The sequence below is a fragment of the Sulfurimonas sp. genome, assembly GCF_014859695.1.
In the GTDB taxonomy this organism is placed as follows: Bacteria; Campylobacterota; Campylobacteria; order Campylobacterales; family Sulfurimonadaceae; genus Sulfurimonas.
The window spans coordinates 1-13,668 of record NZ_JACUTS010000001.1 but is presented as its reverse complement, the minus strand read 5'-3'; the positions used below and the strand labels follow the sequence as shown (position 1 = coordinate 13,668).

Sequence of the window (13,668 nt, the reverse complement as noted above, 5' to 3'; positions counted from 1 at the left end):
GTACTCCCTGTCTCATAAATATTTTGTGATTATAGTAAAAATTTAATTAAACTTTTATAATACGAGAAAAAATTTATCTCTTTTTTTTACTTTTGTCTCTTTTTACATCTTTTGCGCTGTAATTTTTCCCCGCAATACTCTCTAGAAAAACAGTTGCGTAAGCGCCTTTTGGCATCGTAAAAGAGATATTTAGCATTGTCTCTTTTTTAACGTATTTACAGTCAATATCGGTAGGATAAACTAGGGCTTCACGTCTTTGACCCTTCTCCTGCAAAAACTCATCATCGTACTTTGCTTCTATCTCCGCCGCATCATATTTTGCACGAAAGACATCTCGACCGCAAAGAAGTCCGGTCGGTACCAATTTTTTAGCCGCAAACTCTTTTGAGGGTATCAGCTTTAGAGTTGAGAGTTTGCCATCTTTTGACATGTAAACATCGCCGCTAAGAAGCGTAAATTCCAAAGAGCCGCTCTCCTTGGAAAGCATTATCCTCTCTCTTAGCCACTCGTTAAAGTAGTAGCTCTGATAAACAGAGATCAAAAAGCTTTTAAGTTTCGCGTCTTCAATAAAGAGTTCGCCCTTTATCATCTCTCTAGATTGCTCAATACTGTCTGCATCGCGCCCGAATCTTTGGTAACCGAAGTAGTTTGGAAGCCCGTTTTTTGCTATTTTTCTAGCAACTTTTTCTATTTTGCCTGCGTCTATTGCATCAAGCTCGTAAAGATTTATGCTAAATCTGTTTCCTGCCAAATCTCCCATTCTAATGGAGTGCGAATGTCTTGTCGTACTTAAGATTTTAATCTGTTTATGTTGAAATTTTTTAAGCATATACTCATGTTTTGTCTCCACAGAGAGGTACTGCGTAGTCGTTGCATGTTTGTCTTTAAGCCCGGCGTAACCTATCTTTTGAGCGGGAATAGCCAAGTATTCCGCAAAGATGGCAATCATGTCCCAAGTTGTAAGTTCAACTTTTTGCACTTTTAAAATGAGGTAATTTCCTCTGCCTAAAAACTCTTCCATAGGAATTTCATCGACCACGAAATCTTTTTCATTTTGGTAAAATTTTAGATCAATATCCTGTATGCTGTGTAGATACTCTCTGTCCAGCTCTTTTATAATTGTAGAAATTTTAGCTCCTTTGAAGCGATTGCTATATCTTTTTTTATAGCTTTTCTTAACTCATCTAGCGAGTCAAATTTTTTGTTTTCTCTGATAAAGTTGACAAAACTAATGCTTGCGCTCTCTTTGCATGACACTTCTCCATCAAGTATATGGCTCTCTAGCGCGAAACTTCCATCTGTTGTTACTCTGTGCCCGACAAAAGAGACCGATGGATGAAAATGTTCCTCATCATCAATGCGCGTAAGCGTAACGTAAACACCCTCTTTTGGCATCAAAAACTCTTTTGCCTCTACGTTTATAGTAGCGACCAGCTCTTTTTTGCCTATGCCCTGACCTGAGACGACATGCCCTTTGATAGTGTAATTATGCCCTAAAAAAGCGTTAGCTCCCTCTATATCTCCGATTTGAAGCTTTGCTCTTATCTTGTGGGAGTGCACGGAATCGCCGTGAAGCGAGACCTCCTCAATCACATCTACCTCTCCATCAAATAGAGTTTTCAGGTCATTAAAGGAGTATTTTCTGTTTTTTCCAAAGTGAAAATCATACCCGACTACTATCTTTTGGAGTTTTGGGAACTTCTCTTTTAAAAAAGCTATAAACTCTTCCCCGCTAAGATGACGGATATCATCAAGTTTAAGATAGAGAAAAGGAAAGTGCGAAAAGTGCTCGCGCTCCTTTTTTGGAGTAAGGTTTGCATAACCAGTCTCGATAACGACAATAGTGCTATTCTCATCCAACGCTCCAAAAAGCTGCTGATGTCCGATGTGCATCCCGTCAAAGCCGCCAATTGCGATGGATGTACTGTTTCTCAAATCTTTTTCCTCTTTACTAAAATAGCTTCTTTTTTTTATGCGAAATTTTATCTAAATGGTCTATATATTATCATTAAAAGCGTTTTGCTTTTTATTTCTATACCACTTTTTAAGCCCGTAAAGACTTATCAAAACCCAAACAATCTCTATGATAAAAGAGGCAAGATTCCAGTTATACAAGAGTGAATAGACAATAAGTAGCGCCCCTAAGAAGTTAAGAAACGAGTATAAAAAACCTTTGGCGTCTATCTTTTCACTTTGGAGTAAAAAATATGTTGCCAGAACCATTGCCACACCTACGATACCGACGACATCTACTGTGAAACTGTTCATTTATTCTCTCCGTGGTTTGTTTGTTAGCTCACTTGCATCTAAAGAGTAAAAAGAAATTGAATAGCCAAACACTTATATTTTTATTTTACTGTATTTTTTTACCAACAAAACTATCTGTTATCCAGCCCTCTTTTAAATTAACCAATGATTTAATTTTTAAAAAAATTCTACCATTTACATTTTTAACTTCCAAAAGTTTTACTCTTGCGCCTTGACATTTTAAACCTCGGTCTTCTCTACCCTCACCAGACAATCTACCAATAACATTAGCAGCATTGCCTGGCTTATTCCACATATTAACAACTGGCACTACTAATGTTCCATTTTCACAACCCGTAATATGAAACTTGTCCCCTATTTTTATATCTAGTGCTGCAACTGGGCTAATTAAAGCAAAAATAAAAAAAGTAATAACATAATATTTTATTTGATTCATATTTTTTACTCCTAAAATTGAAATTCTTTAATGATACACTAATTTTATCTTACTTCTCTGTATTTAATTTAGATATTGTTCATTTAAACAAGAAAAGAACTTGACGTTGCTAGAGCGAAGCACTTACAGTATACCGCCATCCGTGTTTCATTACAGTTACGCTAAAACCGTAACTCTCAAGTATCTCTTTTAGTGCACTCGGCTCATAAAAATTGGCGGGTTCTCCGAATAGTTTTTCCATCATGTATATGCTTTTTCCCAAAAACGTGCCTAAATCAAAATCGTATATAAAAAGTCTTCCGCCATCTTTGAGCACACACACTACCTCGCTAAACGCGGCGTCTATATCTTCAAAGTGATGCAGCGACTCCCCCATAAATACGGCATCAAAACTGTTATCTTCAAACGGCAGCGCCTCTGCTGCTCCTATGTGAGTTTCCAGATACGGCAGAGCGTATTTGAGCATCCCCTCTGCGGGGTCAACTGCCACATACTTCAAGTTTTCGTTGCATCTGTAGGCGAACTCGCTCATCACTCCGGTTCCGGCACCGATATCCAAGACGCTCTCTTTGTCGGTAAAGCCATGCAAAAACAGACATAGATCTTCTAAAATAGGTTTGGAATATATAATGGAGCCGAAGTGTTTAAAGACAAATCCTAGATTGTTAAAAGGCATCATGCTGCATCCTGTTTCTTTATCATTTCTTTTTTTCATTATCTTCAAGTAGATTTTTTGCGTTTTTGCTTGTCACTACCTTTTTACCTGTTTTAGCTTCAAGTTCGGCTCGTGCGACTTTTGCCACGTTGCCGCCTTGTTTGGCTACATCTTTGCTCTCTTCAAAGCTTTTAGGGTTTATCGCTTCTGAGATATCTTTAGTAGATGCTTCTGCCAACATATTCAAAATCAGCTCCGTATTTGTCATATTGTCGCGCAGGTTCTCTTTTTTGAGACCTTTTAAGACTTTGTACTCTTTTGTTGTTTTATCTGCCCAAGTTTTTGTGATAATATCCGTAAGTGTCGCGAACCCTGTTCCCTCTCGCACTCCTACTCTATTCCACTCATCTGTCAGCTCTTTTCGTATTTCGATGCTTTTTAGCCTTTGATTTATCCAGTTTTGGCTATATCCGAGTTCCAAATACTGTTTCAATGCTCTATCTATGGTAAGTTCAGGGTCACTCATCTCATCAATACGCTCACTTCCGACACGAGCCAGCCAAAGCTTAAAAGGCTCTGCTTTTGGTGAGGGGATAGACTGAATAAGCCTAAAAAGCTGCTCAGTATCGGCTACATCCGTTTTATAATATTTCCCATCAGGTGATTTCATTTTCAGTTGACTACAATTTGTAGCCAACTCACTTCCCTCAGCTTTTAGTCGTGTTTTTAAAACGCTCCAATATTTTCTAGGATTTACACTTTCCGTAAGTATCTCTACGACATCAACGACAGAGATGTACCATTTCTCTTGCTCATCATCCCAGAGAGTTCTTACTTTTTTCTCTTCAAAAAGTTTGATAGATTCATGCGGTTTCATCAGTTTTGCCTTTTATAATCATTTCAAACATTATAGCTTTTGTGATAAGCCAACTCAAAAAATATTGCAATTTGTTATATTTTATCTAAAATCTATTTCTCAAAAAAATAGCAATACTCCAAATTGCCCTCTTTGCCCGTGAGTTTTGAAGGCGATTTTAAAACCAACTTCCACCCCAGCAAAGCACAAGCATCCTCAAACTTTATCATGGCGCCGAGTATAACTTTTTCATCAGTCACGACGCCGTTTCTGTCTCTTTTTGCCTCTCGCCCGACTTCAAACTGCGGCTTGAAAAGGAGGATGATTTTGTCTTTTGCGAATCTATCGACGGCATCCAAGATATAAAGCAGAGATATAAAAGCGACATCGCTTACAACTATGTCAAACTTTTCGTCGCTCTCAAACTCTCTTATGTCGCAACCCTCGTATGAGTGAACTCTCTCATCGTTTTTCAAGCTTACATGTAGTTGTTCGCGCCCGACATCTACCGCCGTTACTTCTTTTGCTCCGCCCTCTAGCAAAACCTGCGTAAAACCGCCGGTTGAAGAGCCGATGTCAAGCGCACTCATCCCTTTTACATCAAGAGAGAGTTCATCTAAAAAAGCGCTCAGTTTAAAAGCTGCGCGGGAGACATACTCTTTATGCTCTTTAACCGCTACTTTGTCACTCTCTTTTAGCTTATGCGATGTCTTTATAATCTGTTCGCCGTTTACGCTCACAAATCCCTCTTTTATAAGTGTCTGCGCTTTGTTTCTGCTCTCGCACAGACCATTTTCTACCAGATAGTTATCAAGCCTGCTCAATTTTTTCCCTCATCTCTTGCTCACTAAGAACAGCAACGCCCAAATCAACGGCTTTGTCATATTTGCTTCCCGCATCTTCACCGTAGATGACAAAGTCCGTCTTTTTGGAAACGGAACTCACCACCTTTGCACCTAAAGCTTCCAGCATCTCTTTTATAACGTCTCTTGACTCGCTCATGCTTCCGGTAAGAACAACGTTCTTGCTCTTAAACGGGTTCTCTTTTGGCTCTTCTCTTTGAAGCGGTTCAAGCGGACGCAAAATCTCTTGGAGTTTTAAAATCGTCTCTCTGTTTACTCTGACAAACTCCAAAACGGACTCCGCCATCTCTTCTCCAAAGCCGTCAAGCGCGACCAGTTCATCTTTAGAAGCATCCACAAATGAGCTTCCAAAACGAGCACTCATAGTTTTAGATGCCACCTCTCCTATGTGCTCGATACCCAAAGAGTTTACAAACCGCCGGTAGTCACACCCCTTTGCGGCCTCAAGCGAATCAAGCAGATTTTGCGCCTTTTTCTCTTTGAAACCATCTAATGTTAAGAGCTTCTCCAAAGTCAGATCAAACAAATCAATAACACTCTTTACCAAACCTGATTCAAAAAGTGCCTCTACTATTTTAGAACCCAAACCGTCGATATTTAGACACGGTTTTGAGGCAAAATAGATGATGGAGTTTATAACTCTTGCCTCACATGTAAGGTTTTGACACTTTAGAAGCACGCCCTCATCCAAAAGCTCGCTGCCGCAAACCGGGCAAGTCGTCGGTCGTTCATATTTCATCTCGCTTCCGTCTCTATCATGAGTTAAAACTTTTATGATTTTTGGTATAACATCGCCGCTTCTAAGGATGATAACCTTATCATTTATGCGGATATCTTTTCTATCTATCTCATCAAAATTGTGCAGAGTTGCCCGCTCGACTATAACGCCGTCGATATTTGTCGGCTCGACAATGGCAACGGGAGTAACCGCACCCGTGCGTCCAACCTGAAGCACTATCTCTTTTAAAGTCGTTATCTTCTCAACTGCGGGAAATTTATAGGCAACCGAAAAACGCGGGTTTTTAACCGTATAACCCATATCTATCTGTGCGGCTATCTCGTTTACTTTTATAACCATACCATCAAGCATCATCGCATAGCTGTCTCGGTTTTTGTTCATCTCTTCATATACGGCTTGAATCTCGTCAAAATCTTTACATGTAGCTCGAAGCGGCGGTTTTTTAAAGCCCAAAGAGTAGATATACTCCATTCTTTGGCTCAACAGTTTGTGTTCCAGTCTGTTTTCTCCGACACCGTAAGTCAAAAAGACAAGATTTCTTGAAGCGGTAATGCTTGAATCAAGCTGTCTTAGGCTTCCTGCTGCGGCATTTCTCGGGTTTGCAAAAACCGCCTCGCCCTTTGCGGCTCTCTCTTGGTTGATGCGCTCAAACTCATCTTTGTAAAGCACGACCTCGCCGCGAATTTCGATGCGCTCTTTATGCTCTATGGTTAGCGGGATTGAGCGGATGGTTTTTACGTTTTGCGTTATCAGTTCGCCCACACTTCCGTCTCCGCGGGTTATGCCTTGAGTAAGTTTGCCCTCTTCATAGATAAGGTTCAGACTTGCTCCGTCATACTTCGGTTCGCAGTAAAATGTTATGTTTTTATCTAGTTTGTAAGTTTTTATAAGCCACTTTTGCAGTCCATCACTGTCAAAAACATCTTCCAAACTCCACATACGGCTAAGATGAGGAGCTTTTGAAAATCCCTCCGAGACTGTGTCGCCTACTCTTTGCGTGGGTGAAGAGGGCAAAATATCCTCCACATGGCGCTCTTCATACTCCAAAACTTCATGGTAAAGCTTGTCATAAACCTCATCGGTTGTTATCGGGTCATCAAGTACATAGTAATGGTATGAGTAGAGATTAAGAAGCTCTACCGCTTTTATATATTGTTCTTTATTCATGGGCAAAATTTTATCAAAATCTTCTTAAAATAATTAACTTGATAATAGTTATCAATATTTATATTTAATTAAGAAATATTGTTGTAAAGTTATAGTTGAGAATGAATATCATTATATAAAAAGGAAAACAAACAATGAAAAATCTATTTATAAAATCGCTTTTAATAGCTCCTATGCTTTTAAGTGCGGATGTTATGCCTGCGATTAACTCTAAAGGCGGTGCTTTGGTTCTACCCGAAGGCAAGCTAAAGATGGGGATTACGCACATTAATTTTGAGAGAAACAGCATGTTTGACGGCTCAAGCGAGGTGCAAAACAGAGAGAATCTTGATGCAACGGCAAACATAACCATGGTTGCTTTAAGCTACGGTCTCTCAAACAAAACGACCGTAAGCGCAATCATCCCTTACAAAAATATCGAGGCAACAGCAAGACTCGGCTTAAACGATGTCGCCATAGATAACAAAGGCTTGGGTGACATCGTTTTGGCGGCAAGACATATTTTGGTGCCCATGAGTGATGCGAACTATCAGCTCTCTCTTGATGCAGGCATAAAACTCCCGACAGGTGCAACAAACGGCTCATTTAAGACTGCTCCGGCAGTTGCAAACGGCGTAAATACTCCAATGCCGACACAGATGGGAACTGGAGAGTTTGAGTATATGCTCGGGCTTGGAGCGACAAAGATGATAAGCGAGAGCTGGGAAGCGGATGCGCACGCTATGTACACGTACAGACCAAAAGCGCACAACGACTACGATTTCGGTGATGAGATTGCTCTGAACCTCTCAACGACAAAAGCAGTCACAAACAAACTAAATATTGGTATTGAGTATAACATTAAGTATAATACAAAAACGAATATGGGAGATGACACAAACGCACAGCTTCGCGCCATGCTTCCATTTAAAGCATTTAGCGGAAGTGCGGGTTATATAACGCCGCAAATCGAGTTTTTGCCTTTTGGTAAACCGAAGATTCATTTTGGTTTTGGAGTCTCGTTTTTGGCGCATTATGATTTAAAAGAGTATCAGCCGCTTGAGAAAGAGAAATTTATCTTTAGAGTCGGCTATCTCTTTTGAAATTGATTTTAATCAATGATAATAAATATCATTATTGCTATGATACAAAAAATTAATTATAAAGGCTAAAAAATGAAACGTCTTATCACTGCTTTTTTATCACTGACACTTGCATCAACCGCTCTTTTCGGTGCTGAAAAACTACAAAAGATTGTCGTATCGGGTCCTTTTGCATCCGTCTCGCATCCTATTTTACATATGATTGAGACAAATGCTCTAAGCGACGTAGCGGATAAAATAGAGTTTAAACTCTGGAAAAATCCCGATGAGCTTCGAGCTATGACAATTAGAGGCAATGTAGATTTTGTGGCTGTTCCGACAAACACCGCGGCGATTTTGAACAACAAAGGCGTAGATATAAAACTTCTCAATGTCTCCGTTTGGGGGATTTTAGGGATGATAAGCCGTGATAATTCACTAAAAACCCTTAAAGACTTTAAAGGCAAAAAGATAGCTGTTCCCTTTCGCGCAGATATGCCCGATATCGTCTTTAAACAGCTGCTCAAAAAAGAGGGGCTGGACCCGCAAAAAGATTTTGAACTCGTCTATGTGGCAAGTCCGATAGATGCTATGCAGATGCTTATCATGAGAAGAATAGACCACTCGCTTTTAGCTGAACCCGCAATCTCTATGGCACTTAGAAAAACAAAATCTTTTCCTATCAGCATAGTCGCACCTGATTTATACAGAAGCGTAGATCTTCAGGAGGAGTGGGGTAAGGTTTTTAACACAAACGGCGATCTTCCCGAAGCGGGTATTGCAGTTATGGGGCATGTCAAAGATGAACATCTCATAAAAAGATTTCAAGAAGAGTATGCAAAATCGTTAGAGTGGTATAAAGCAAATCCAAAAGAAGCGGGCAAACTGGTTGCAAAAAACATTGAGATGTTAAGTGAAGAGGGCGTGAGCGATTCAATCTCGCAAATAAGATTTAAAAACGTAAGTGCAGTAGAAGCAAAAAAAGATTTGGAATTTTTCTTCAACATCCTAAAAGATGAAGATCCTAAAAGCATCGGCGGCAGACTCCCCGATGATAGTTTTTACTATGGACTTTAATATATGAAATTTGCTTTAAAAATTCTCAAAGATTTTCCGGCATATTTGTGGAGCGGATGGGGAGCAGTTGCTTCCATACTTCTTTTTGTAGCGCTCTGGGATGTAGGCAATCAGGTTTACGGCGATTTGGTTCTTCCCTCTCCGCTTGAGACCTTCAAAACACTGGGCTTGATGCTTCATGACGATGCAGTTATAGCAGAGATAGAGACGACGCTTTACCGCGCTTCTATGGGTTTTGGCTTCTCGCTTATTTTGGGAACTGCTCTTGGGCTTTTGGCTGGATTTTTCGCAACAGCTTCCATGATGAGCCGCCCTATTGTTACCATTTTAGTGGGTATGCCACCGATTGCATGGATAGTTTTGGCGATGATTTGGTTCGGTATGGGTGATGAAACCGTAATTTTTACGGTTATTGTCGCCTCGTTTCCTATCATCTTTGTCGGAGCGCTTCAAGGAACTCGTACGCTTGATGGTGAACTAAAAGAGATGGCGGAGAGTTTCAACTTTCCATGGCACATGCGCTTTTTTGATGTCTACTTTCCGCATATCTTCTCCTACGTTTTTCCTGCGTGGGTCAGCGGTCTGGGCATGGCATGGAAGATAGTAATCATGGCGGAACTTTTGGCGACAAGCAACGGTATCGGCGCATCTTTGGCTGTTGCAAGAAGTCAGCTAGATACTCCTACGGCTCTCTCAATCGTTGTCATCATGATAGCTTCGCTCATGTTTATTGAGTACATAATATTAGAGCCAATTAAGAGAGAGGTCGAGTTATGGAGAGATTAGAGGTTAAAAAACTAAACCATCACTTCGGTTTTACAGAGATTTTAAAAGATATAAACTTTACGCTCGACAAAGGGGAAGTTCTCTCCATAGTAGGTCCAAGCGGCGGCGGTAAAACAACACTTCTGCATCTCTGCGCCGACCTCCTTGATGTTCAGGAAGGAAGCGTTACAAACACCTTTGAGAGTAGCGCATTTGCTTTTCAGGAGGCAAGACTTCTTCCATGGAAAAACGTTATAGATAACATCTCTCTAGGACTCTTGGCAAAGGGCGAAAAGAGAGAGAGCGCAATAAAAAAATCGCAAGAGATAGCGCTTCGTTTCGGGCTTGAAGAGGATGATTTTGAGAAATTTCCAAAAGATTTAAGCGGTGGAATGAAGCAGAGAGTTAGTTTTGCAAGAGCGCTTGTTCTCAAACCCTCCCTGCTTTTTTTGGATGAGCCATTTTCCGCACTTGACATAGGGCTTAAAAAAGAGCTTCAGAGCGTGCTCATTGATATGATAAGCAAAAAAGAGATAAGCATACTTTTCATCACGCATGACCTTATGGAGGCGATTCGCCTAAGCGATGAGATGCTGCTTCTAAAAGCCGATCTGGGGCATATTGTAAAAAAATTCAGGTTTGACCTTATCCAAAACCAAAGAGAAGATAGGTATGTTTTCTCTAAAAGCGTGGAGATACTACAAGACGAAGAGATTATAAGTACGTTTGAATTGGAACTAAAATAATGAAGCACGAAGAAGAGAAACCGCAAGTTTTACATGCAACGAACCACTATCTTTACTACCCCGATGAAAAAGGTGTTCCTCCATATTTGGCATACGGATTTAGACCTATCTTTTTGCTTCTCGCACCCTACTTAGTAATCTCGATGATTTTATGGGGATTTGTTTGGAGCGGAGTTTTAAACATCCCGTTTATGGACAATATCCTTATCTGGCATGTCTATGAAATGCTTTTTGGCATACTTACGGCGGGGATTTTGGCATTTTTATCGACCGGACTTCCCGAACTCTTTCCCGGATTTGTGCCGCTTGTGGGTAAAAAACTAAGAAACGTCGTCATTTTATGGATTTTAGGAAGAGTTAGTTTTTGGTTTATTGATATTACGGGCGTATATATCGCTGCATTTTTTAACCTTGCGATGCTTGGCTACCTTATCTGGTTTGCAAGAGCTGCCGTGCTTGATAAACTCCAAAGACATGCCTCTTTAGGCTATACAATGGTAGCTATTTTCATCCTTGAAACATGGTTTTTTGCTTCCATGGCGGGACTTGCGCAAACAGACCCGATGGATATCTTAAAACTAGCACTCGGCGCACATGTCATTTTGATACTTCTAGCACTTAGACGCGTCAATATGGAAGCGGTAAATGAGCTTATGGAAGACAAAGGCATAGACGATGTCTATGTATCACGCCCGCCTCTTACCAACTTGGCGCTATTTACAATCGGACTCTTTAGCGTAGTGGAGTTTTTATACCCTGAGAACTCAGCACTCGGCTGGCTTGGACTCTCAGCCGGTGCAGCGATTCTTGCCATAACGTCTGACTATAAACTAAAAGATAAGTTTATTCTCAATCAACCCTACGTTATCTATCTAAGTCTTATATATGTACTTTTGGGGCTCGGTTACGCCATGATGGGCTATAGCATCCTTGCAAATGAAGTTGAAAATATCACTCATTTCAGACACTTCATAACAAGCGGCGGCTACGGTCTTGCCTATCTTATGGTCATGATAATCATCGGCTGGATTCACACAGGACGCCATCTGACCTCAAACATCTACACGCATCTTATGGTCGGACTAATAGTTGTTGCAACGCTTATGAGAAGTGCGATAGCCTTCTATCCAGAGTATTCAAGCGAACTCTATCTCTACTCGGCTATCTTATGGAGTGTACCTTTTATGCTTTACGCTAAGGTCTTTTTTGGTTTTTTGACGGCTCCAAGAGCAGACGGGATTAAGGGCTAGGAAGCTCTCGTTCCTATCGTTCCAGCGTAGGAATGCATATTTCAGCTACAAGTTTCATGCATGCATTCCCAGCTACAAGTTGGGAATGAGGAAAGGGTTAATTTAAGTCGTAAGCTTTGATTTGCTCTTTTAGGTTTTGAAGATGCTCCTCGATGTTCTCTTTGGTGACGAGGACTCCGAAATCTTTTGGAACATCAACTGTTTGGTCGTTGAAAATTTTAGCAGCGATTAGTCTACCAACATTTTCCCTATAATGGCTACTTTCATAATAGTTCATATTATTTATTGTAATTGAGTTATATCCTGAAAAATCATAGAATTCACCAACCCTTGAAATTGTTTTTAAAAATTCTAAATAGTCATCAATAATAAATGTATCCATCATATTTTTATTATGTGGTGTAGTAAAAATAATTAAGTTTACACCATGCTTTTTAGAGAGACTAGCAATTTCTTTCAAAGCTTCTAAATTATTTTTGCTTTGAGTGTTCTTAACGTTTCGTAAATTCTTTGTGTTGAAGGATGGCTCATTTTTTATAAAATTTAGAGGATTTATTTTTATGTTTTCTTCTTTCTTTGGTCTCGTCCATATGCCTGTTTCAATAAAATAGCCAACTAGATCGTCTTGTTTGATATTAACTTGCACTTTACCTTTAATATTAAAAGGAAAAAAGCCAGTTAAATAAGCAATATAAAAATTATATAGTTTTTCATTTTTTACAAAAGGATGAAATTTTCTTAAATAATCTGTATCAATTCTTCCAAAGTTATTCATATTATCAATATCTATTTGAATATATAAATTATGCAAAGGATAACCTCTTTTTATAAAATATTTTAAATGCATTAAATAATCATATAAATTAGCGCTTGAAATTGTAAAGTTATAAAATTTTGCATCCTTTACATACCTATCAATTACACTTGGTGGAGTTGTGCCAATTCTTGATGAACCAAACATGTATGAATTAAATTTAGAATGATTTTCTTCTAGGTATTCTATTTTCATAAATCTTTCATTCCTTTGAAATTGTTCTTTTAAAAACTTTGTATGAAAAATGTTAAATGGGTCAACCACATAATTCACACCGCCAACAAATCCAACAATCAAAAACGCAAACAGTCCAACAAAAGCTATAAATTTTTTACTACTCATTAAAAACCTTAAAAATTAAAATATAAAAATTCACTTATTTTTGTAAGTGATAAGATGCCAAATGAGAGCAAAAACGCAGTAAAAATCGCTACTTTTTTATTTGGAGTGAAAGATTTTATTTTTTGCATTGAGTTTTTAAAAAATAAAATAATGATAAAGGCAAACGGAAACCAGAGTGTTTCTGCCAAAGGTAAAGTTATCGTATCATAAGGTTGAAATTTGATGTTAAATTGATGTAAAAACGCAAATCTTTCAAAAATTGGATGGAGTGTAAATCCGCCAAGTCCAACCATCCCACCTAAAACCTTCACTGCATCCTCCCACTCTTTAGCTCTAAAAAAGACCCATGTGATATTGATAAAGTTAAAAGTGATAAACCATGCCAGTACTCTTGGTATGTGGAAATTAAATTTGCTCCAAACTCTGTGAAATACTAAAGCCAATCCATGTAAAAATCCCCAAAAGACAAATGTCCATCCTGCTCCGTGCCAAATTCCACCGAGAATGAATGTTGCCATTAGGTTTACATGCGTTCTATACTCTCCATGTCTGTTTCCGCCAAGAGGAATGTAAACATAATCTCTTAGAAATCTACTAAGCGTGATGTGCCATCTTCTCCAAAAATCTTT

Annotated in this window: 15 protein-coding genes; 5 read left to right on the top strand and 10 right to left on the bottom strand. The window is 39.2% G+C overall.

Annotated features, from left to right (window positions below; translation table 11 throughout):
- Positions 1 to 73: 73 nt before the first annotated feature.
- From IBX42_RS00075 to ligA, 8 genes are all read right to left on the bottom strand, one after another.
- Entirely contained in the window at positions 74 to 1,108 is a 1,035-nt protein-coding gene (locus IBX42_RS00075) for a tRNA pseudouridine(13) synthase TruD (protein ID WP_365943134.1), read from the bottom strand.
- A gap of 5 nt (positions 1,109 to 1,113) precedes the next feature.
- Positions 1,114 to 1,935: a bifunctional riboflavin kinase/FAD synthetase gene (locus tag IBX42_RS00070; protein ID WP_294926908.1), complete on the bottom strand. Its 822-nt coding sequence runs from the start codon at positions 1,933 to 1,935 to the stop codon at positions 1,114 to 1,116.
- Between the two features lie 60 nt (positions 1,936 to 1,995).
- A complete protein-coding gene (locus IBX42_RS00065) occupies positions 1,996 to 2,268 on the bottom strand; it encodes a hypothetical protein (RefSeq protein ID WP_294926905.1) in 273 nt (90 codons plus the stop codon).
- Between the two features lie 85 nt (positions 2,269 to 2,353).
- Positions 2,354 to 2,704 carry a hypothetical protein gene (locus IBX42_RS00060; RefSeq protein ID WP_294926902.1) on the bottom strand — a complete coding sequence of 117 codons (351 nt, stop codon included), beginning with the start codon at positions 2,702 to 2,704 and terminating at the stop codon, positions 2,354 to 2,356.
- A gap of 109 nt (positions 2,705 to 2,813) precedes the next feature.
- Entirely contained in the window at positions 2,814 to 3,419 is a 606-nt protein-coding gene (locus IBX42_RS00055; RefSeq protein ID WP_294926898.1) for a class I SAM-dependent methyltransferase, read from the bottom strand.
- Positions 3,403 to 4,236, bottom strand: coding sequence for a Bro-N domain-containing protein (locus tag IBX42_RS00050; protein WP_294926895.1), 834 nt, complete (start codon positions 4,234 to 4,236; stop codon positions 3,403 to 3,405). Before IBX42_RS00050 ends, IBX42_RS00055 begins: the two co-directional genes overlap by 17 nt.
- Before the next feature lie 92 nt (positions 4,237 to 4,328).
- Positions 4,329 to 5,039 (bottom strand): TlyA family RNA methyltransferase, encoded by a 711-nt coding sequence (locus IBX42_RS00045; protein WP_294926892.1) that lies wholly within the window; start codon positions 5,037 to 5,039, stop codon positions 4,329 to 4,331.
- Positions 5,026 to 6,984, bottom strand: coding sequence for an NAD-dependent DNA ligase LigA (gene ligA / locus IBX42_RS00040; protein WP_294926889.1), 1,959 nt, complete (start codon positions 6,982 to 6,984; stop codon positions 5,026 to 5,028). Before ligA ends, IBX42_RS00045 begins: the two co-directional genes overlap by 14 nt.
- Positions 6,985 to 7,118: 134 nt before the next feature.
- Here ligA and IBX42_RS00035 point away from each other — a divergent pair, with 134 nt between their 5' ends.
- The 5 genes from IBX42_RS00035 (at position 7,119) to IBX42_RS00015 (ending at position 11,883) form a co-directional block, all read left to right on the top strand.
- Entirely contained in the window at positions 7,119 to 8,066 is a 948-nt protein-coding gene (locus IBX42_RS00035) for a transporter (protein ID WP_294926886.1), read from the top strand.
- A 72-nt stretch (positions 8,067 to 8,138) separates the two neighbouring features.
- Positions 8,139 to 9,122 carry an ABC transporter substrate-binding protein gene (locus IBX42_RS00030; protein ID WP_294926883.1) on the top strand — a complete coding sequence of 328 codons (984 nt, stop codon included), beginning with the start codon at positions 8,139 to 8,141 and terminating at the stop codon, positions 9,120 to 9,122.
- A gap of 3 nt (positions 9,123 to 9,125) precedes the next feature.
- Positions 9,126 to 9,908 carry an ABC transporter permease subunit gene (locus IBX42_RS00025; protein WP_294926879.1) on the top strand — a complete coding sequence of 261 codons (783 nt, stop codon included), beginning with the start codon at positions 9,126 to 9,128 and terminating at the stop codon, positions 9,906 to 9,908.
- Positions 9,896 to 10,633, top strand: coding sequence for an ATP-binding cassette domain-containing protein (locus IBX42_RS00020; protein WP_294926875.1), 738 nt, complete (start codon positions 9,896 to 9,898; stop codon positions 10,631 to 10,633). Before IBX42_RS00025 ends, IBX42_RS00020 begins: the two co-directional genes overlap by 13 nt.
- A complete protein-coding gene (locus IBX42_RS00015) occupies positions 10,633 to 11,883 on the top strand; it encodes an NnrS family protein (RefSeq protein ID WP_294926872.1) in 1,251 nt (416 codons plus the stop codon). The genes IBX42_RS00020 and IBX42_RS00015 overlap by 1 nt, the downstream gene beginning before the upstream one ends.
- 97 nt (positions 11,884 to 11,980) lie before the next feature.
- Here the strand turns inward: IBX42_RS00015 and IBX42_RS00010 are convergent, their stop codons facing one another.
- Positions 11,981 to 13,039, bottom strand: coding sequence for a hypothetical protein (locus tag IBX42_RS00010; protein ID WP_294926869.1), 1,059 nt, complete (start codon positions 13,037 to 13,039; stop codon positions 11,981 to 11,983).
- A gap of 8 nt (positions 13,040 to 13,047) precedes the next feature.
- Positions 13,048 to 13,668: MBOAT family O-acyltransferase (locus IBX42_RS00005; protein ID WP_294926866.1), on the bottom strand; the 621-nt coding region annotated here is incomplete at its 5' end.

Bases quoted from the DNA above. Each gene is read 5' to 3' on its own strand.
- IBX42_RS00030 (WP_294926883.1), top strand. From the start codon at position 8,139: ATGAAACGTCTTATCACTGCTTTTTTATCACTGACACTTGCATCAACC.
- IBX42_RS00020 (WP_294926875.1), top strand. From the start codon at position 9,896: ATGGAGAGATTAGAGGTTAAAAAACTAAACCATCACTTCGGTTTTACA.
- IBX42_RS00050 (WP_294926895.1), bottom strand. From the start codon at position 4,236: ATGAAACCGCATGAATCTATCAAACTTTTTGAAGAGAAAAAAGTAAGA.
- IBX42_RS00025 (WP_294926879.1), top strand. From the start codon at position 9,126: ATGAAATTTGCTTTAAAAATTCTCAAAGATTTTCCGGCATATTTGTGG.
- ligA (WP_294926889.1), bottom strand. From the start codon at position 6,984: ATGAATAAAGAACAATATATAAAAGCGGTAGAGCTTCTTAATCTCTAC.
- IBX42_RS00065 (WP_294926905.1), bottom strand. From the start codon at position 2,268: ATGAACAGTTTCACAGTAGATGTCGTCGGTATCGTAGGTGTGGCAATG.
- IBX42_RS00010 (WP_294926869.1), bottom strand. From the start codon at position 13,039: ATGAGTAGTAAAAAATTTATAGCTTTTGTTGGACTGTTTGCGTTTTTG.
- IBX42_RS00015 (WP_294926872.1), top strand. From the start codon at position 10,633: ATGAAGCACGAAGAAGAGAAACCGCAAGTTTTACATGCAACGAACCAC.
- IBX42_RS00035 (WP_294926886.1), top strand. From the start codon at position 7,119: ATGAAAAATCTATTTATAAAATCGCTTTTAATAGCTCCTATGCTTTTA.
- IBX42_RS00060 (WP_294926902.1), bottom strand. From the start codon at position 2,704: ATGAATCAAATAAAATATTATGTTATTACTTTTTTTATTTTTGCTTTA.
- IBX42_RS00055 (WP_294926898.1), bottom strand. From the start codon at position 3,419: ATGAAAAAAAGAAATGATAAAGAAACAGGATGCAGCATGATGCCTTTT.